The organism is Algoriphagus ornithinivorans, from assembly GCF_900115305.1.
GTDB classification, from domain to species: Bacteria; Bacteroidota; Bacteroidia; order Cytophagales; family Cyclobacteriaceae; genus Algoriphagus; species Algoriphagus ornithinivorans.
This window is the reverse complement of the sequence record NZ_FOVW01000006.1, coordinates 29,549-48,724: the sequence shown is the minus strand read 5'-3', so window position 1 is coordinate 48,724 and position 19,176 is coordinate 29,549. Positions and strand designations below refer to the sequence as shown.

The following is a 19,176-nucleotide window of genomic DNA, read 5'->3' as shown; positions in this document are numbered from 1 at the left end:
TTACTTGCTGGTCAATAATTCAGAAACAGAGATTACCCCGTCTGATTGTTGATTAATAATTCTTTTTGTTCTTAAGTATCGGTTAAGTTCGTATTCATCATAATTTGGGCTATTTGGATCAAAACTGGAGATTCTCACTCTTCCTCTAGAATGAATAAACTCATTGTTTCCAATCCACATTCCTACATGTACTACTCGTTCTTTCTTTTCTTCAGTAGCTTTTTCACCAAAAAATAAAAGGTCACCTACTTCCAAATTATCCCAATTCTTATCAGTATCCACTTCTAAACCTTCGTTTACCTGCTGTGAGGCATCTCTTGGGATTACCTTTCCATTGAGGTAAAAAATGGTTTTGGTAAAGCCACTACAATCCACTCCTTTAATGGAAGTTCCTCCCCACAAATAGGGAATTCCCATCATAGACTTGGCAGTGCTAACCAAGTTGGTTGGGCTGGCTTCTCTCGACGCTATCCATTGTTCCCATGGCATTACTTCTGAAGCTTGAACCCAACCCTTTCGTCCATCCGGGAGTTGAACTTCCAGCCATTCTGATTGCACTTCTTCGACTGCCAAAATATTCCCGGCTACCAAATCAGAAACCATCATTGATTGAGACGGATCTTGCCAAATATGGCCGGATAAAGGGGTGAAAACTACCTTGGATTGAATAAACCAATTTGCCAATTCATCTTCAGTCATTAACTGGATTCCAGCCTGATCTACCCAGGATAAATAACCATCGGGAGTTTGCACCAAATACCAAGAGTCATCCTTTTTCAAAACTCGTAAAGGTGTGCCCAAAAGTGCTTGAGTAGCCAATTCTGCAGAGTGCTTGGGCTGACTTCGGATGTTGGCAACCGAGATAGTAACCAAGGCCCGGGTCTTATCTCCAAGTTCTGCCGAAGGTAGACGCATTACTTCATCTCTCACTTCTATCCCTTCTGATTCCAAGGATGCTAAAATTTGATTTAGGGCTTCAATCTGATCTGTTTCACCGCTAAGGGTTCCATTTTCATACTGAAGATCCCAGATTGCCACTCTTTTATCAGGAGCGACTTCTTTACGCATTTCTTCAATTTGATTGAGAACTTGGTATTTTTGATTGGAGGTATTACAGGCCTGGAAGCCAATAATTAGTAAAAAAGAGACTAAAATATTTACCTTCTTCATAGGGTTTGATTAGTAAAAGAAAACCACAAGCTATCCTTTGAGGAAAGGATTCACTTGTGGTTTAAAATTAAAGGTTCCTGATTAGTTTTTCTTCAATGCAGGAGATCTTTCCAAAAACTCTTGATACAATCTGATATGTCTATTGCTCAAAGGAATTCTATATCCGTTGATAAAGACGTGCATGATCTGAGCTCTTGTTTCAAATGGATCTTCAGTGGATACGATTAAGTTGGCAACTTTTCCAACTTCCACTGAACCCAATTGATCAGCCAAGCCGAATATTTCAGCAGGATTGATAGTCACCGCTTTCCATGCTTCTTCCTTACCCAAACCATAAGCTGCGGCAAAAGCAGCGTGGAAAGGCAGGTTTCTTACGTTTTCAGAATCATTGGTTCTCAAAGCAACTTTTACTCCTGCTTTAGCCATTTTGCCTGCATTGGCATAAGCTGCATCATATCGATCAGACTGACGGGTAGGTAGATCCTGAACAGGCCCTGTCAAAACTGGGATCCCAGCTTTGGCAATTTCATCGGCAACTCTCCACCCTTCATCAACACCTGAGAAAATTACCTTCGCTTTTTTATCAGCTACCCACTTGATGGCATTTTGAATATCTGCAGCGGCATTAACTTCAATCATTAGAGGAAGTTCACCAGCAACAACTTTTGCCAATTGGGCAATTTCAGGATAGTACTCCAGAGTAGCACCCTTGGAAGTCAGTTCATGGTAATTCTTAGCTTTTTCCCACAACTCATTTGCTTCTTTTTGAGCTTTCTCATTGTCTTTTTTGATATCCTCGTCTGATCTGCGATCAAATCTTCCTCTTCTTGCAGAACTAGGGAAGTTCATTACCACAGCCTTAAAACCAGCATACATTTGATCAGGAGTATAACCTACCAAATTGATCAAAGCGGCAGTACCAGGAAACAAGCCACCTTGCGGAATTGACATGACGGTAGTCACTCCAGAAACCCGAGTAACAGGTACCGCCTCAGAGTTTGGATTCACTGCTGTCAATGCTTGCATATTAGGAGTGAAATTACCTATTTCCTGATAGTCTACTGTTTCAGCTACTGAGTTGACTTCTACCAAACCCAGAGTAGTACCGCTATCGATCATACCAGGATAGATTACCATTCCTCTGCAATCAATTATTTCTGCATCAGCAGCCTGAATAGAGCTACCTATCTGGGCGATTTTTCCATTTTCTATCAATACTGAGGTATTGGAAAGAACCCCCTTTGTGATCGTATGAACCGTTGCATTTTGCAACAAGAATTTGCCTGAACGAGGCTTAACGAATTCCCCATCAATCTGTGCCTGAGCCATAAAAGGCGTCAAGGCAATCAGGAAGGCGAAAAAGGTTTTATATATACTTTGCATAAATCTTTCTTTTCGGGGTGATTAATGATTGTGTAAGGAGAATAGTGCATTGGCAGTTTCGAACAAATGCTCAGTATCCTGCATACATCTATGGTTTTCCTCAGTCAGCATGATTGGCTCAACCATTTCAGTTGCACTAACCTGCTGTCTTTGATCATCCTTATCTTCTTTGATATCGAAGTATTTCACTCCATCTACAAAGGTCATTTGAGGTATAGCATAAGAGGAGAGAGGGTGACCTTCAAAGATCACAATATCAGCCTGCTTGCCTACTTCCAATGAACCTACCTTATCATCTATTCCCAATTGTTTGGCTGGGTTGATAGTGATCATAGCCAAGGCCTCATCATCTGTCATGCCACCGTATCTTTGAGTTTTTGCAGCCTCATGGTACAGGTGTCTGATCAATTCAGCAGAATCGGAATTGATTGAAGTGATAGCTCCGTTTTTCTGAAGAATTGCAGCATTGAAAGCTGTAGAATAATACACCTCAAATTTGTAAGCCCACCAGTCCGCAAAAACTGAAGCACCCATGGTGTATTCTGCAATTTCAGGAGCTACCTTGAAGCCTTCGTTGGTATGTTGGAATACTAATTTTTTGATACCAAAATCCCTTGCCACGTTGATGAGCATGTAAATTTCATCCGCACGGTAAGAGTGACAGTGGATGATAATTTTACCATCCAAAATATCTACCAAGGTCTGAAGGCGCTCATCATACTCAGGAGCAACCATGGTATTTCCTTTTTGAGATTTTGCTGCATTGTAGTCAGCCCATCTTTTTTTGTATTGCAAGGCCTCACTGAATCCATTTCTCAAGATAGCTTCTACACCCATTCTACTTCTAGGCTGTATGCCATTACCTCTACCATGAACTCGGGTGGGATTTTCTCCCAATGCAAATTTGATAGTCCTAGGAGCATCTTGCATGATTATGTCAGCAGGATTCGAAGAACCCCATCTATGCTTTAAAGTGGCATTTTGTCCACCTACTACGTTGGCAGATCCGTGCATGGCGTGAGAAACTGTCACACCCCCAGCCAATGCTCTGTAGATTCCAATTTCATAAGGATTGACCACATCTTTCATTCTGACTTCCGCCACGATAGGTGCAGTAGCCTCATTGACCACATCCAATGCCACGTGAGAGTGTGCATCGATGATGCCAGGCATCACATATTTTCCACTAGCATCAATGGTCTGAACTCCACTTGGAGCACTGATATTTTGGCCTATTCTTCGGATGATACCATCCTGAACCAAAACGTCTGTATTTTCCAAAGTTCCTTTTGTCACGGTGATTACCGTAGCATTCTTAATTAGAATGCTGCCTTTGGGCGTTTGAGCAATCGCGAACTGCATACTCAGCCCTACCAAAGCAGCAAGAATATAGCTTAATTTTTTCATGGCTTACTTGTTAGCGATTAAGGTTGGATTGAGAGTAGCTGAAATTGGGAATGAACCAAAATCTGTAATATTCATAGATCCATCCATTGAATTACCGGAAACATCTCCAGACACACTCACAGTAAGATTCATTCCTCCAGCATTCACATCAAATGAAAAGCTAAGAGTTGAGCCGCTCAATGAAATGTCTTTTAATGGAGAAGTAGCTTGACCGGAACCAGAAGGATCTTGATAAGTGATTGTTCCAGAATAAGAGCTTCCGTCTTTACTGATGACAAATTTGCCACCTGATGATCCAGCCGGAGTTTGAGAATTGTAATCCCAAGTACCTACAATAGAAACAGAGCCGTTGCCGTTGCCATTAGCTCCGTTCTTCTTTTTCTCTTTGATTTCGTAGTCAAAGATATTTCCATCAACCACTACGTGTTTGATTTGGCTTTCTTCCTGAAAAATTGGACCGGTGCTAATCACTAGATTCGCCATTTTCCCTGTTTCGATAGAACCCGCAAATCGTGATACACCCAAGATGGATGCTGGGTTTGTTGTAAGAGCAGCTAATGCGGCTTTCTCACTTAAACCTGCTTCAATCATGGTTCTTAGAGATTTCATCAAATCATTAGTCTTAGCACCAGAAGTGGTGAAAGCAAAGGCTACCCCTGCTTTTTCCAACTTAGCCGCTTGAGCAATTGCCTTGTCATAGGCCTCCTTAACTCGCGCATATTGGGCTTTTACACTTTCATCTGTATCATCTTTTTGAGCTTTGATGGCTTTGTCATCCGGAACGCTCAATTGAATCAAAACTCTGGTGCCGCTGGACTTGATCAGATCAATAACATTGTCATATTCCTTCAGTCCTGATAGGATTAACTGAAAGCCTAATTCTTTTTGGAGACTTAGGGCTCTTCTTACTTCCAGATCATTCTCAACATTAAAGATCACCGGTATTTTTCCATCTATTACGTCCATCATTCCCATGTAAGTAGGAGTCAATTCCGGACGGGAAATACCCGTATTAGAAGCGAATGTTGCTTGTCTTTCTTTGGTCAGTTGGGTGTTTTTATACACATCTCTAAACTTAGCCATCACGCCTACTGTGGTGCCAGGATACATACCTCTTGCTCCATTTAGGCTCGCATTTAATGCAACATTTTCCTTAATCAAGTTGGTAGAATTTTTCTCTCCCAAAACCACTAGTGCTGTCTTGCCGGAAAGCATTCCGCCGTCAGGAATAATTTGAGTCAGAGTGAAACCCATTTTTCTCAAGTCATCCACTTGACTTGAACTGATATCAAATTGATCTATAGCTGATTTCCAAGGGGTGATACCTGCGATTTCATCAGGTGGATTGGAAGAAACAAAGTTGTCCGGTCTTTTCGGAGGCTCTTGCTTTATAATGCCAGCATTACTAGCTCCATCGATGAATCCTGGATAAATAAATAATGAATCGCCAGCAATGATTTTAGCTTCAGCGGGAAGGGTCAAATTATTGCCGACACCTTTAATAACTCCGTCCTTGATCAAAACTGTCGCTTTGCTCCCTTCACTGGAAGGATTAGCAAAGACCGTGGCATTGGTAATGGCATAAGTTGAGGTGATTGGTTTTTTACCACTTGGATCACTTTGGCCAAAAGTAGTTTGTAAACCAAAGAATCCTCCCATCATTATACTCATAACACTTGCCTTCAGAAGTGTTTTTCTCATATTGATTTGGTTGATTAGTTTTAATAAGCAAGCTAATAAAAGCTCATAGGGAATCCATCGAGAATTATTTTTAGGATATTTATTTTTGATCAGTGGCAATCCTTGGTGCTTAAAATGCGAATTTCACCCTGTATTCTGCAAAGCAAAAAAATCCAATTTCTTTGAATGGTCTTTCCTTGTGTGTTATTTCGTATAAGCTGTTATATTTAAATAATAGATTACCCTACTATGAAAAAAATCCTGATTATTGAGGATGACTTATTAATATCGAGTTTAGTACAGTTCAGACTAAAAAAAGATGGTTATGAAACCATTTTAGTCAAGGATGGGAATGAAGGTATTCATGCTATTGATACGATAGATCCGGATTTGATTATTACTGATGTGATGATGCCATTTCGAAGTGGAATAGAAATCATCCATCATGCAAAAAAGACCAAACCGGAGATTCCTATTATTGTGTTAAGCTCCTTGGGCGAAGAGGAAGAGGTTGTGCTTGAGGCATTTAATTTAGGTGTTGTAGATTTTATACCTAAGCCATTTAACCCCAATGAATTAGCGATTCGAGTCCGAAGAGTTTTAACCTAAATCTATGAAGAGAAAACTTTTACTACTCATCTTTTTTTTAGCATCATTTTCTCTTTCCTTTGGTCAAGAGGGATTACTTCCTTTTCAGGATTCTGCAGCTTTAATTCAGGAACTGAAGCTTCAGGAAGATATTCCTTCTTTTACCTATAGATTTTTCATTCCAAAGGCCAATAAAAACTCAAAAATCACATCTGATTCCTCCTTTTTATGGGTTGAAACTGATACTGCTTTTATCTCCAAATCATTCAAAAATGGCACTTTGATAGACTCGCTTTATGGTCAATTACAGGGGAATTCAGCCAGTATTTTATTTTTTGTATATGAGGAAAAAACAAACGTAGAAGGGCTACAGAGTTATCTGGAAACTATGTACGCTACAGGAGACTTTGTATTGGCTGAAGACAAAGAGCAACCCGAAAACGACATCATGTTATTGGCTTCATCCAATAATTATCAACCTTTAGATGCTTATAAGAACCGGTTGTTAGGGGACTTTAAATTATTAGCTGTAACCCTGATTATCCTATTTTTCATATTTACTGCGGCAAGCATGATCATTTTCATGTTGATATTCAAAAGCCAAAGAAATCAGCGAGAAGAAAATATTAAGAATTACGAAAATGAGATTATTGGCCCACTAACCAATCTTCTTTTTGAAAAAGATTTGGATGAAATCAGCCAAATGAGTGATCAGGAGATTTCTGAAATTTTTCCAAGATCACTTTTCAAAAAGCGCTTATTCAAGCAGGTTCTGATAGAAAGGATAATAGGTCTTAATAAAAAAATGAAGGGTGAATTTAAAGATAAATTAAAGACCCTTTATAAACGGCTTGGCCTGGTTGAACTGACTAAAGCCAATTTGAAAGATTCTCGTTGGGATAAAATCGCTTCAGGTTTAGTCCAGGTCAATGAAATGGATTTGAGTGAGTTGATTAATGAAGTTAAAAGCTATACCAATTCCAAAAATTTCCATGTGCGTTCTTTGGCGGGGGCAACCCTCCTCAACCTTTCTGAAAAAGTCGATTTGAGTTTTTTGAAAGATCAGGATTATCCTCTTTCTGATTGGCAACAGATGAATTACCTCCGCATCATCAAGTTTGTGGGGTCCTCCAAATTTCTGAATATTCCAATCCTTTTTAAATCAAAAAATCCATCCGTGAGAGAATTTGCCATCAAAATGGTAAGAATGCTGGGTAGGGTAGATTTGATAGCTGAATTGCATATGATTAATGAGGCTTCTATGGAAGAGGAAAAAATTGAATTGATTAAAACTTATGATGCATTAGGAGCCCATATGGAAGTGGAGTTTATCAATAACTGTATGTTATCCAATAATCCAGATTTGAAGAAAATCGCGGTGAAAGCTGCGGGGAATTTAGGGAATTCCTATTCAGAGGTTATTCTGATGGACATTCTTCTTCAAAATATTGATTTCAGACTTCGTAGAGCATGCCTTACGAGTTTGAATAAATTGAATACTCAAACCTTCGAAAAGTTTGTAGCAACTCAGCCTTTACCAGAAAACAAAGCACTTAAAGCCCAAATTCAAGACCCTCTGTTAAGCAATGTATAATTTTCTGTTCTATTTTCTGATTGAACTTATAGGGCTCTTTTACTTGATCCTCAGTTTCTCTGTGATCGTGATTTATTTCATCATTATGATATTGAGTGCTCTAGAGATGAGGGATTACAGACGAAAAAATAGATTTGCGGATTACGAAGACATCATCACTTCTCCAATCGCTCCGGGGGTAAGCATACTTGCCCCAGCTTACAATGAGGGCTCTAATATTGTTCAAAATGTTAAAAGTCTTCTTTCCCTTCATTATGGAAAATTTGAGGTAATTATCATCAACGATGGCTCCAAAGATGACACCTTGACCAAGCTTTTGGATGCTTTTGAGTTGCAGAAAGTTTCTTACGCCTACAATCCTGAGATTATTACCCAAGAAGTGAAGGGAGTCTATAAATCTCAGAATAAATCATACAGAAGGCTGACTGTAATAGACAAGGAAAACGGGGGCAAGGCAGATGCGCTTAACGCAGGAATCAATATTTCTCAGATGGAAATATTGGCCTGTATTGATGTGGATTGTATTCTGGCTAATGATTCTCTGACTAGAATGGTTCGTCCATTTATGGAAGAAACCAATCGCAAGGTAATCGCAGTAGGAGGTGCAATCGGAATTGCGAATAATTGTGATGTACAAGATGGAACAGTGACCAAATATAGAGTACCACAAAGCACCTTGGGTCAATTTCAGGTCATAGAATACTGCCGGGCCTTTTTAATGGGAAGAATGGCTTGGGCAAGAATCAATGGGCTGATGTTGATATCAGGGGCTTTCGGGTTTTTTAGACGTGACTTGGTATTGAAAGTTGGTGGATATTTTCCGAAAACAGTGGGTGAAGATATGGAGCTGGTGGTGAGGATGAGAAGATATATGGAAGAAAAAAAGATTCCCTATAAAGTTTCATTTATTCCAGATCCTCTTTGCTGGACTGAAGTTCCAGAAGATGTTGATGTATTGGGAAGGCAGAGAAACCGTTGGATGAGGGGAACTATAGAGACCCTCCAGCTTCATAGAAAGATCGGCTTGAATCCGAAGTTTGGTATTCTAGGTACCATATCTTACCCTTTCTGGTCTGTTTTTGAAAAGATGGCACCCATCATTGAGATTTTTGGGTTGATATATACTTTGATCCTTCTAATCATCGGTGACTTTTCAGCTCTTTATTTCGTGGCATTGTTGTTCATGATATATCTATTATCTCTTTTGGTTTCCTCATTTAGTATCCTCTATGAACAGATTTCATACAATAATTACAAGAATAAAAGTGATCTAAAGAAGTTGATTTGGATCATTTTGATAGAGCCATTATACATTCATCCCAAGGTGCTTTTGTGGGGACTGAAAGGTCATCTTGACTTTATCATCGGAAAAGGTGGATGGGGACAAATGATCCGGACTGGATTTAAAACTGCTGAGGAAAGAAAAACAATAGAAGCCCAAGCTGAGAAAAGCCTATGAAAAATCTAACACTGATATTTCTAATTCTGATTGGATCTTATGGTTTCAGCCTTGCCCAGGATAATTTTGATCCGGACCAGCTTTTCTATGAAGCTAGAACTTTAATCCTTGACGGAAAATATCAGGAAGGGCGATCAATTGCTTTTAGGGCTTTGAACAAATATCCCGAATACGCGGATATTTTGATACTTGTCGGAAGAAGCTATGCCTGGGAAGGGAAAAATGATTCCGCTAGTATTTATTTAGAAAGAGCGATCGTTGCATCTCCAAAATATGCTGATGCTTATGTAGCCTATTTGGATAATTTGTCTTGGGCTGAGCAATACCAAAAAGCAGATGAAATTTTGCAAAGAGCAAAACAGAATTTCGAAGGAAAGCTTCCTGATCCAATTAGATACCGAGAGTCTAGATTATTGTATTACCAAGAAAATTATGACGAGGCCTATACAATTGCACAAAACCTTTTTGATCAGGGATTTAAGCAGGAAGGCCTGTTAGGTTATATTCAAAATTTGCAAAGACTGAGAAGAAATTCAGCTTTAGGTGTGACCTACGATTACGATACTTTTCAAGGTGAAATTAGCCCTTGGCACACTTGGTCAGTTTATGGAAGAACCATGACCAAGCTGACTGGATCTCTAATTGCCAGAGTTACTCAAAGTTCCCGCTTTGATGGATTTGGAACCTTATATGAATTGGATGCATATCCTTCTCTTGGCAAAAGTTCCTATGCTTATTTAAACATTGGAGGATCAAGCGCCTCCTTCTTTCCTAAATTAAGAATGGGTGCATCCATTTATTTCAACTTGCCCAAAGCTTGGGAAATCGATGGTGGATACCGTTATCTGGGTTTTTCTGAAGTCACCCATATTTTGACAGGTTCACTTGGGAAATATGTGGGGAGTTGGTGGTTGAATTTCAGGGTCAACGTGGTTCCATCTGCTAATAATGGTACCAGTACATCAGGTAATTTTCAGGCCAGGTACTATTTCAAAACCGCAGAAGACTTCTTTTCACTACAGCTAAGTACCGGAGTTTCTCCTGATGAAGAAAGTAGAGATCAGTCCCAGCTATTAAACTCTTACCGAGCAAGACTTGGCTATCAGCAATTAGTCAGTCCTAGGTTTATGATTTTTGGATTTACCGGATATAGCAGGGATGAATTAGCCGCAGATCGATTTAGAAATAATATAAACATTTCCATAGGTACTGAATATAGATTCTAATTATGGGACAGGAATTAAAACTCTTTTTTCTTCGCCTTTGGCCATTCTTTTTGATCTTGGTTGTGATTCCGGGAATAAGCTTTGGCGTATGGTGGATAGAATCAAAAAAAGATCTTTCTGTCTTAGTAATTGACAAAACAGTCCCTAATTCGACTTTCAGAGAGCACAAAGGCCTGTTCTGGGCCTTGGAATATGATAAGTATATCAAAAAGGATGGCTTTTATTACGATGAAAAGAAAGACTATTTAGGTTTTTTCCCTTCCGAATTTCAAGAGGATATAGGAGAAGTAAAAGACTTGATTCAGCCTACCAAGCTTGATTTAGAAAAGCTGGTTCAGGATCATGAGTTGTTTTACTATGCAGACACTTACGGGGTGTATGAAAGTAATTTTTTTGCTAGTCAAAGGAGAAGTAATGAAAGAAGTAATAAGATTTATGGTGGTCTTAGTCAGGCAGATATAGATTTATTGACTTTAGCAAAGGAAAATGAAAGAACCATAGTAGCCGAGTATAATACCATGGCTTCGCCAACTCTGAGATCAATCCGATCCCAATTTGAACGTTTGATGGGTTTGAAATGGACGGGTTGGATTGGGAGATACTTTGATGAACTGGATGTCAATAAAAATGGAGATCTACCTCAATGGTTGATTGGTAATTATAGAAAGCAAAATGACAATCAATGGCCTTTTGCTGGCCCAGGGATGGTTTTTGTCAATGAACTTGGAGAAATAGAAATCTTTGTGGCAAATGAAGATTTCACTAATACAACCCCATTGATTCGAACTCAAAAAGTAAATAAGCATGGATTCAGTCTTCCCGAGGTAGTTCCATATCCTGATTGGTTTGATGTAGTATTAATTGAAAGAGATTATCAGGTAATTTCTTATTTCGACATAGGGGCAACCAATCAAGGTCTTGAACGATTGAGAGAAATGGGCCTTCCTAGATTTTTTCCTGCGGCTGTATTTAAACCTAATGGGAAAGGAGAGATCTATTATATGTCCGGTGATTTCTCAGATATGCAGGGTGATTTAGGCGCTGCTAGATTTAAAGGGCTGCCATTTTTCTATAGAGGGCTTTATGTAGCTTCTGATTACAGAGATAGACAGAGTTTTTTCTGGAATTACTACCTCCCTTTGACTAGGCAGATTTTACAACGAACCCACCAAAAACAGAATTAATTGCTAGCCAAATTAGGCGGTGGCAAGAGTTTCCGGGTCTGGATCATGTAATTGTTCTTGTTTTTAAAATCCTCAAACTCTCCAATCATTTGCGTTAAATCATCCGGAGAATTAATCGGATCAATGTTTAACTGATCAGCGATCTTAAATAATTGACCATCAGAAAGGAATAACTCTCCGTGGATATATTCCATCAACTGATTTTTGTTTCTCATCAATGGCATAGCAATACGGGATTGAAAATTCCTTGCAGTATCTAAAACCTGACCTTGCCAAGTGACTTGTTCAGGCAATTCTATTCCAACTTGAGCTTCCAAAAAGGCTAAAACACTTGGGGTTATTTCATAGTGACTTGTAACCCCTTTGAAGTAATCTGTTCGTTCCAATAGTGGAGAATAAATAATTAAAGGAACATGAAATCTATCTAGTCGAGAAGACATGGGTATTTCTGGTAGACGGTGATCTCCAGTGATTATAAATATGGTGTTGGAAAACTCAGGTCTTTTTTTGTATTCATTAATAAATTCTTTTACGGCATCATCTGCATACAAAACTGTCATGTATATATCCTCATAAGCCAAATAAGAGTCAAATTCCGAAGAATTCAGATTGAGATAATCTCTCAGATGGGTTCTGAGCTTCTCTCTATAGAATGGCCTTTCCGGAACGATATAGGGGTCATGAGAAGTTTGAGTTTGAAATATTCTGACTTGAGGTTTGGTCACCGTCTCGGGTAATTTTTCCAACCCATTTCTGAAAAGTTCCTTGTCAGCATATCCCCAAGAGAAATTCCCGGAAGAAGGAGCTCTGGAATATTTAGGATCAAATAACTTTTCATCTACAAACTGAACAGGCCTCTGATAGTCGATAAAATCCCCAACGTGATCAAAGTTTTTGTCTGCACCGATAAAGTATCTTATCTCATAGTCATTATCTCTTAAAACGCTTAAAAGAGTTTCATGATAGGGGAATTCATCATACAATTCCAAAAAACCTTTTGCTCCAAAAGGCAAGCCTCCAAATACACCGGGTTGTAGCCCAAATGTTCTACCTGTAGAAGAGAGAGCATTTAACCATACCAAACTATGTTGCTCAAGTGAATCTAAAAATGGAGTAAAACTGCCTAGATATGCATCTCTTCCCGAGTAGGCTTTGCCAAAACTTTCCAGAAAAATGAAGACCAAATCAGGGGCTTTTTCCAGAGAATCAAAATAGGGGCTTAGTACGTCAGGGTATTCTGCTTTATGCAGAAAAGGATAGGAGTCACTGGTAAATTCCTTTTTGACAATCAAATCATCTTTTCCGGATCTTAAATAGAAGTCAAAATAATACTCTCCTCCATACATCCAGTAATCAAATGATTGCTCAGCCAGAAATTGACTTTTATTCAGTTTAATATTTTGTTCTACCTCAGTGGATGAGGCTTCTTTAGCTAAATCAAAGGTGATAAAGGAAAAGACTCCAATTCCAAGGATAGCGGAGAATATGGCATAAGTTTGAAGTGAAAAATGAAAGAATCGAGTTCCGTAGTGGAAAAGTGCTATTAGGGCTAAAAAAATAACGATTCCCCCAATCACAGAAATAAAATTCAGCTGTCCTGATGCCTGTACTGTAAGAATTAAATCATTCCAGTTGTAGGCAAAAAGATCTTTGCCCAAGGGGAGCAATGTCTTGATGAAGTAAAATATTAGCGCTACTTGAACAATTACGACAATGGTCAAGGCGATTTGCAGGAGAATTTTAGCCAGATTTCCTGAAAGCAATGAAAGCAAAACATAAAGCGTGAAAAAAATCCCCAAGAGATAAAGACTCCAAGCTATATCCGATAAAAAACTACCGACTATGACATCGGTTGGAGTTAGGTTTAAAACGTGATTTTGAAACACCAAATACAGTTCTAAGGCTCTCAGCACTGTCATTAAAACAATGAAAACCAGTGCCATTCCCCAGAAATTCTTGAGGATTTGGCGTAATCTATAAGGTAATGTGGATCTAATGGATGCCTTTTGGGACATAATAAAAACTATAATTAATCAGGATGTCGGGGAAAATATAGGGTAAAATCGGGTATCTTCAAGGTCTCAAATCACTATTATGAGTAAATCTAATCTTCTTATAGAGTTATATTCTAATTTAAGCACCACTGGAGCGCTTACTTTTAGCTCAAAAGCTTTGGTCAATAAAATGATTTCCCAAGCAGATCTAACCGATTCCAAATTAATTGTAGAAATGGGAGGAGGAGACGGAAGTATTACCCAGGGTATCTTCAATCGCATGCGTCCTGATGCGGAGCTTTTGGTTTTCGAAATCAACCCTTCTTTTTGCGAAGCTATGAAAAAGCAGTTTCCGCAGGAAAATATCAGAATCATCAACGATTCTGCCGGAAACTTGGATAAGTATTTAGATGGAAGAAAAGTTGATTTTATCTTTTCATCCTTGCCATTTTCTTTTCTTTCTAAGGAAGTGACGGATGAAATTTTAAGCCAGTCTAAAAATGCATTAAGCCAAGGCGGTGCTTTTATTCAAATTTGTTATTCCTATTTATTAAAGAAGCTCTTTCAGAAATATTTCGGAAAGGTACAAGCCAGTTTTACTATCAAAAATCTCCCTCCAGCTTTTGTGATGGTCTGTCAATGAGATGGACCTACCTTTAATCCAATATTAAAGTTGTAGGGTTATTCAACTTTACCAATTCACCGATCTTTCTCATGGATATTTTAAAAGTAGCCATTTTGGAAATGAGTAGAATTCGGGCAGATAAAAGTTTTTGTCCTTCTGAAGTGGTACGTGCCATGTATCCAGAATCTTGGAGGCATTTTCTCACAGATGTCAGAGAAAAGGCTTGGGAAATGTATTTGGAAGGAGAAATAAACCTAAGTCAGAAAGGGAAAAGTTTAGATAAGCATCAAAAACCAAGAGGACCTTTAAGAATTTCGAAACCAATTTCGGAGGGAGGCTGTTGACCTGTAAACTTTGATATTATGAACGAACTTCAACTTCCGAAAACCACAGTTTCCATACCAGATGGCCTTTCCTTGATTACTCTAGGAGCAGGTTGTTTCTGGTGTACTGAAGCAGTCTTTCAAAGACTGGAAGGAGTAGAGCAAGTGGTTTCCGGGTATTCAGGGGGATTCGTGGAAAATCCAACTTATAGAGAAATCTGTTCCGCGACGACAGGTCATGCAGAGGTAATTCAGGTTTATTTTGATCCTAAAAAAATCAGTTTGGAGCTGATTTTAGAAGTTTTTTGGGCAACCCATGATCCAACTACTTTAAATAGACAAGGAGCCGATGTAGGTCCTCAATATCGTTCTGCCATATTCTTCCACGATGAAGAGCAAGGAAGAATTGCGTCAGACTTGAAGGCTAAACTCAACCAAGAGCAAGTTTTTGATAATCCTATTGTGACAGAAGTAACAGCTTTTACAAATTTTTATAAGGCCGAAAATTACCATCAGGACTACTACAACCAGAATGGTTATCAGCCTTATTGTCAGTTCGTTGTAAAACCTAAAGTAGACAAATTGAAAAAATTCTTTTCGGATCATTTAAAGAGCTAATCACTCATTAAAAGGATCAGATTTTAAATACTATTCAGATTTCAGCTCAGAAAAGCGTATTTTTGCTGAATTTAACCTAAATAAAACGAATGAAGAGAACCAGAGCACAGGAATCCAGAGCAGCTATTGAGCGACTTTACATCACCATGAGACATCTTTTTACCAGAGGCAGCTATAAGCCAATGGGAGTTTCGGGTGAAAGCTTGGTACAATCACTAATGGTGCTAAGTCCAGAAATTTATGGAACAATCACAGATCCGGAAAAAGTAGAACTAGACGGACTCCTTTATGTGATGGAGAGACTTCCCAGGGGAATCGAAGAATGTAGACTTGTTAGATTGATCAGTAGAGAAGGTTTAGAAACATCTCATCTAAGTCCAATAGTGCCTCCCAAAAGAAAGAGAAACTGTTACCGACTGGATGAACAAGTGATGTATGTGGAGATGACGAGAGGTCGCTCTGATATCTACGATATTCTAACTCACTTGACATTTTTATATATAGAATCCAATAAGATTTATAATAACAGCACTGATCCAAAAGGGAAAATTTCCTTGAACTGGACCATGCTGGAAGAAGTAGTAAAAAAAGAATCAGCAGGAGAGGATTTTGACAGAGAGGCAGCTGCAGCTTATTTGAGTCATTTGATTGGTAGAACTTTCGAAGAAACAGTTGCCGCAATCGATAAATTTGAAAGAAGCTCAAACTCGAATAGCCTTTTCTCTATCGTTTACCATATGGGTAAATTGGCTTTAGAAGAAGCCAAGCACAATCATGATCGTGAGATATCTTTCTCAGCAACTTTGAGAGAGCGAATTGGTCACCACGTTTATGGCGAGCTTTGGGCAAATAAAATCAAAATGACCTTAGATGAACTGGACTTGCTTAAGCGTCCAATCCATGTCATTTCAGCCAATTTACATTCAGTTTTGAATACCATTTATGCCCCGCAGAAACTAGGTTCAAAGACCTATGAGGACATAGAAAAGGTGGTCATGGACATCTCTGTGAATGCAAAAGGGAATCATGGCAAGGCTATTTATGATTATGCATCAAAGCATGGTTTTGTAGATATTCCGGATGAATCCGGAACCAATATTGGGGCACAGATTATTGATGCCGCTCTGCTTGAAAAGGCTGAAATAATTCCTGGAATAGCCTTGCCAAAAGAAAAGGAAAAGAGGCCTGTATTTGTGGTAATGGATTATGCCTTTGGTGAGCAAGCTTACGAATGTTTTGATGAGCTATTGAAGCCATATAAAAAGGGAGATAAGGAATTGCCACTTAATATCGTCTCAACCTCCATCATGGGTAAAGCAGGGATATTATATGGAGGTAAAGGTGACCTGATGATTCCTGATGCACACGTTTTCGAGGGAACTGCCGATAATTATCCTTTCAAAAATGAGTTGAAAAAGTCAGACTTTGAAGGATTTGGACTTGGTGTTTACAGTGGAAGTATGGTAACAGTATTGGGTACTTCCTTGCAGAACAAGGATATCCTGAAATACTTTATGGAATCTTCCTGGAATGCTGTTGGTCTGGAAATGGAAGGAGCACATTATCAGAAAGCTATTCAATCTGCTTCTAAAATCAGAAAAAGTATCAAGTCTAATGTAAAGGTACTATATGCTTATTATGCTTCTGATAATCCTTTGGAAACAGGTAGCACTTTAGCTTCTGGTGCATTGGGTATGGAAGGAGTAAGGCCCACTTACTTGATTACTTATAAGATTTTGGAAAAGCTGTTTTCTTAATTGACGTAAATAATTAATCAATAAAAGAGGCTGTCTCATCAATAGCTCTAATGTCAGCCTGAGCGGAGTCGAAGGCCATTCCTATCGTTGTGGCCTACATTTCGACTTCGCTCAATGTGACAAATTGCACTTTTGAGACAGCCTCATTTTAATTGTTAATCTTTTTCAACTCTTGTGGAGTGAAGCATATCCAGTCTCCAACCATCTTTGGTTTTTACAGCTGTTGCACTTTCCAGCCATCTTATTTCTCTGACAATTTCCCCATTCAATGAAATTGTTGCGAAATTATGATAAGCTATCCAAGCTCTATTTCCTTCAATTTTGGTTTCAATGAACTCAAACCTGTTGACTCGGGTAGGAGGGTTAGGATTTTGTTTGGCTCTGTCGAAATAATTTAAAATGGTTGGGATATCCCATACTTCTCCCTGTTCCAACAGTATAAAATCATCTGTATAGTAGTCCTTTAATTTTTCAGATTGAAATGAGGAAAAAAGATCATCAAAAGAGTTTTGAATTAAATCTTGAATCTGTTTTTCTTCATTCTGAGTTTGAGAAAAAGCAGAAAGGCAGAGCATACTTATGAAAAGAACAGAAAGAATTAATTTTTTCATAGTCAAAGAGAGTTTAGTAGAAAAATGAAGCTGTCTCAAAATGCACTAATATTTTACGTAATAATTCAGCACAAATTGAGACAGTACAAAGATATTATTGCAAGTTTGAATTAATAGGAGGTGGGCCATCTGGAACGAAGCCTTTGTAGACATAGTCGCCTTTTTTCTCCTTAAATTCAGCTTTTACGGACTCTACTAATTCAGGGTTTTGGAATAAATCTACCATTGTCATCGATAGTGCCTTTGCAGCATAAGCCATTCCCTTATGACCAATGGACATTCCTCCAGCAGCCACAACCGCCCATGAATGCCATGGAGTACCATTAGGTGCGGTCGTGGCAGATAGACGGATAGTAGGAACTACCCAGCTGACATCACCCACGTCTGTGCTTCCTCCCATGCTATGTTCTGCTGTTTCTTCCATGGGTTCGATTTTGGAGACCAAACCAATTTGAGGTTTTCCAGTAGCCTCTTGGATCTTTTTCGCGAAGTTTTGCTCCTCTTCGGTATAGCTGATAGAGCCTAGGCTCTCAAGATTTTTCTGAAGTGCTGCTGAGCCTGTTCTATTAACTAAAACCTCATGCACCCCTGAAATCAAATTGACCTTATAATCTACATTAGCCAGAATAGCAGCTCCTTCAGCCATTTCTTCCACACGCTTCCATACAGGCACTAATCCTTCTCTACTGCTGTCTCTTACTCTTACCCAAATTCTGCTATAATCAGGAACAACATTTACAACCTGGCCAGCATCTTGAATATGGTAATGGATTCTAACAGTAGGTTTGATATGCTCACGATAATAATTAATTCCGGAAGTATATAGCTCTAGTGCATCACTGGCACTTCTTCCATTCCAAGGATCGGCAGAAGCGTGTGCCGCCTGACCAAAAAACTCCACCTGAAAATCAACTAGAGCCAGGCCTTTCTGAACGGCAGCTTTTGTTTCAGCAGCTGGATGCCAATCCATCACTACATCTACATCTTTAAAAAGTCCTGCTCTCACCATCCATAATTTTCCAAAGAACTTTTCTTCAGCAGGAGTCCCATAAAATCGGACTGTTCCTTTAATTTTTCCCTGATCTATCAAGTCCTTGATGGAAGCGGCTGCTCCTAAGGAAGCAACTCCAAATAGATTGTGCCCACAACCATGGCCGGGAGCTCCTTCATTCAAAGGGCTTTTATAAGGAACCTTATTTTGAGATAAACCGGGTAAAGCATCAAACTCACCTAATATGCCGATCACCGGAGATCCAGAACCGTATTCAGCCACAAATGCAGTAGGTATTTCGGCAACACCTTTTGTCACTCTGAACCCTAGTTCCTCCGCATAATCAGCCAAGGCTTTAGCTGATTGAGTTTCTCTAAAAGCGATTTCTTCAAAGGACCAAATCCTATCGCTTAGGTCGGTCAGTGCATCAAATCTTTTGTCTACAGAGGCTTTAACTTCTTCCTTTAATGGGTTGGTTTTTACCTTCTTTTGAGCAAAAGAAATATTGCTCAAACTTAAAGTGAATATAGCAGTGGTAATTGCTAGGTATTTGTATCTCATCTATT

Annotated in this window: 16 protein-coding genes; 9 read left to right on the top strand and 7 right to left on the bottom strand. The window is 39.0% G+C overall.

The window, feature by feature from the left end:
• From BM073_RS10220 to BM073_RS10205, 4 genes are all read right to left on the bottom strand, one after another.
• Entirely contained in the window at positions 1 to 1,170 is a 1,170-nt protein-coding gene (locus BM073_RS10220) for a C40 family peptidase (RefSeq protein ID WP_091653841.1), read from the bottom strand.
• 81 nt (positions 1,171 to 1,251) lie between these two features.
• Entirely contained in the window at positions 1,252 to 2,553 is a 1,302-nt protein-coding gene (locus BM073_RS10215) for an amidohydrolase family protein (RefSeq protein WP_091653839.1), read from the bottom strand.
• 21 nt (positions 2,554 to 2,574) lie between these two features.
• Positions 2,575 to 3,960 carry an amidohydrolase gene (locus tag BM073_RS10210; RefSeq protein ID WP_091653838.1) on the bottom strand — a complete coding sequence of 462 codons (1,386 nt, stop codon included), beginning with the start codon at positions 3,958 to 3,960 and terminating at the stop codon, positions 2,575 to 2,577.
• A 3-nt stretch (positions 3,961 to 3,963) separates the two neighbouring features.
• Positions 3,964 to 5,661: an amidohydrolase family protein gene (locus BM073_RS10205; RefSeq protein WP_245756397.1), complete on the bottom strand. Its 1,698-nt coding sequence runs from the start codon at positions 5,659 to 5,661 to the stop codon at positions 3,964 to 3,966.
• A 228-nt stretch (positions 5,662 to 5,889) separates the two neighbouring features.
• Here BM073_RS10205 and BM073_RS10200 point away from each other — a divergent pair, with 228 nt between their 5' ends.
• Genes BM073_RS10200 through BM073_RS10180 form a run of 5 tightly spaced genes read left to right on the top strand, consistent with a single transcriptional unit; the run spans position 5,890 to position 11,691 of the window.
• On the top strand, positions 5,890 to 6,249 hold the full coding sequence (locus BM073_RS10200; RefSeq protein ID WP_091653836.1) for a response regulator transcription factor: 360 nt from the start codon (positions 5,890 to 5,892) through the stop codon (positions 6,247 to 6,249).
• Between the two features lie 4 nt (positions 6,250 to 6,253).
• Positions 6,254 to 7,822, top strand: a complete 1,569-nt coding sequence (locus BM073_RS10195) for a hypothetical protein (RefSeq protein ID WP_091653834.1) — start codon at positions 6,254 to 6,256, stop codon at positions 7,820 to 7,822.
• The gene (locus BM073_RS10190; protein WP_091653832.1) at positions 7,815 to 9,281 is read left to right on the top strand and encodes a glycosyltransferase family 2 protein; all 1,467 of its coding nucleotides are present in this window, start codon (positions 7,815 to 7,817) and stop codon (positions 9,279 to 9,281) included. Before BM073_RS10195 ends, BM073_RS10190 begins: the two co-directional genes overlap by 8 nt.
• Positions 9,278 to 10,507: a YaiO family outer membrane beta-barrel protein gene (locus BM073_RS10185; RefSeq protein WP_091653830.1), complete on the top strand. Its 1,230-nt coding sequence runs from the start codon at positions 9,278 to 9,280 to the stop codon at positions 10,505 to 10,507. The genes BM073_RS10190 and BM073_RS10185 overlap by 4 nt, the downstream gene beginning before the upstream one ends.
• 2 nt (positions 10,508 to 10,509) lie before the next feature.
• Positions 10,510 to 11,691, top strand: coding sequence for a hypothetical protein (locus BM073_RS10180; RefSeq protein ID WP_091653828.1), 1,182 nt, complete (start codon positions 10,510 to 10,512; stop codon positions 11,689 to 11,691).
• On the opposite strand, the gene BM073_RS10175 is transcribed toward BM073_RS10180, so the two are convergent.
• Positions 11,688 to 13,706: an LTA synthase family protein gene (locus tag BM073_RS10175; protein WP_091653827.1), complete on the bottom strand. Its 2,019-nt coding sequence runs from the start codon at positions 13,704 to 13,706 to the stop codon at positions 11,688 to 11,690. The two genes, BM073_RS10180 and BM073_RS10175, sit on opposite strands and share 4 nt — an antisense overlap.
• A gap of 79 nt (positions 13,707 to 13,785) precedes the next feature.
• Here BM073_RS10175 and BM073_RS10170 point away from each other — a divergent pair, with 79 nt between their 5' ends.
• The 4 genes from BM073_RS10170 (at position 13,786) to BM073_RS10155 (ending at position 17,008) form a co-directional block, all read left to right on the top strand.
• Positions 13,786 to 14,328: a class I SAM-dependent methyltransferase gene (locus BM073_RS10170; RefSeq protein ID WP_091653825.1), complete on the top strand. Its 543-nt coding sequence runs from the start codon at positions 13,786 to 13,788 to the stop codon at positions 14,326 to 14,328.
• 71 nt (positions 14,329 to 14,399) lie between these two features.
• Entirely contained in the window at positions 14,400 to 14,654 is a 255-nt protein-coding gene (locus tag BM073_RS10165) for a DUF3253 domain-containing protein (RefSeq protein ID WP_091653823.1), read from the top strand.
• 18 nt (positions 14,655 to 14,672) lie between these two features.
• A complete protein-coding gene (gene msrA / locus BM073_RS10160; protein WP_091653822.1) occupies positions 14,673 to 15,251 on the top strand; it encodes a peptide-methionine (S)-S-oxide reductase MsrA in 579 nt (192 codons plus the stop codon).
• Positions 15,252 to 15,340: 89 nt separating this feature from the next.
• Positions 15,341 to 17,008 carry a DUF6909 family protein gene (locus BM073_RS10155; protein ID WP_091653820.1) on the top strand — a complete coding sequence of 556 codons (1,668 nt, stop codon included), beginning with the start codon at positions 15,341 to 15,343 and terminating at the stop codon, positions 17,006 to 17,008.
• Positions 17,009 to 17,163: 155 nt separating this feature from the next.
• Here BM073_RS10155 and BM073_RS10150 read toward each other — a convergent pair whose 3' ends face one another.
• Together BM073_RS10150 and BM073_RS10145 are read right to left on the bottom strand one after the other, a co-directional pair.
• Entirely contained in the window at positions 17,164 to 17,619 is a 456-nt protein-coding gene (locus BM073_RS10150) for a DUF4440 domain-containing protein (RefSeq protein WP_091653819.1), read from the bottom strand.
• Positions 17,620 to 17,713: 94 nt separating this feature from the next.
• A complete protein-coding gene (locus tag BM073_RS10145) occupies positions 17,714 to 19,171 on the bottom strand; it encodes an amidohydrolase (RefSeq protein ID WP_091653817.1) in 1,458 nt (485 codons plus the stop codon).
• Between the last annotated feature and the right edge of the window lie 5 nt (positions 19,172 to 19,176).

Bases quoted from the DNA above. Each gene is read 5' to 3' on its own strand.
- BM073_RS10190 (WP_091653832.1), top strand. From the start codon at position 7,815: ATGTATAATTTTCTGTTCTATTTTCTGATTGAACTTATAGGGCTCTTT.
- BM073_RS10175 (WP_091653827.1), bottom strand. From the start codon at position 13,706: ATGTCCCAAAAGGCATCCATTAGATCCACATTACCTTATAGATTACGC.
- BM073_RS10195 (WP_091653834.1), top strand. From the start codon at position 6,254: ATGAAGAGAAAACTTTTACTACTCATCTTTTTTTTAGCATCATTTTCT.
- BM073_RS10220 (WP_091653841.1), bottom strand. From the start codon at position 1,170: ATGAAGAAGGTAAATATTTTAGTCTCTTTTTTACTAATTATTGGCTTC.
- BM073_RS10205 (WP_245756397.1), bottom strand. From the start codon at position 5,661: ATGAGAAAAACACTTCTGAAGGCAAGTGTTATGAGTATAATGATGGGA.
- BM073_RS10150 (WP_091653819.1), bottom strand. From the start codon at position 17,619: ATGAAAAAATTAATTCTTTCTGTTCTTTTCATAAGTATGCTCTGCCTT.
- BM073_RS10145 (WP_091653817.1), bottom strand. From the start codon at position 19,171: ATGAGATACAAATACCTAGCAATTACCACTGCTATATTCACTTTAAGT.
- BM073_RS10155 (WP_091653820.1), top strand. From the start codon at position 15,341: ATGAAGAGAACCAGAGCACAGGAATCCAGAGCAGCTATTGAGCGACTT.
- BM073_RS10165 (WP_091653823.1), top strand. From the start codon at position 14,400: ATGGATATTTTAAAAGTAGCCATTTTGGAAATGAGTAGAATTCGGGCA.
- BM073_RS10170 (WP_091653825.1), top strand. From the start codon at position 13,786: ATGAGTAAATCTAATCTTCTTATAGAGTTATATTCTAATTTAAGCACC.
- msrA (WP_091653822.1), top strand. From the start codon at position 14,673: ATGAACGAACTTCAACTTCCGAAAACCACAGTTTCCATACCAGATGGC.
- BM073_RS10215 (WP_091653839.1), bottom strand. From the start codon at position 2,553: ATGCAAAGTATATATAAAACCTTTTTCGCCTTCCTGATTGCCTTGACG.
- BM073_RS10180 (WP_091653828.1), top strand. From the start codon at position 10,510: ATGGGACAGGAATTAAAACTCTTTTTTCTTCGCCTTTGGCCATTCTTT.
- BM073_RS10185 (WP_091653830.1), top strand. From the start codon at position 9,278: ATGAAAAATCTAACACTGATATTTCTAATTCTGATTGGATCTTATGGT.
- BM073_RS10200 (WP_091653836.1), top strand. From the start codon at position 5,890: ATGAAAAAAATCCTGATTATTGAGGATGACTTATTAATATCGAGTTTA.
- BM073_RS10210 (WP_091653838.1), bottom strand. From the start codon at position 3,960: ATGAAAAAATTAAGCTATATTCTTGCTGCTTTGGTAGGGCTGAGTATG.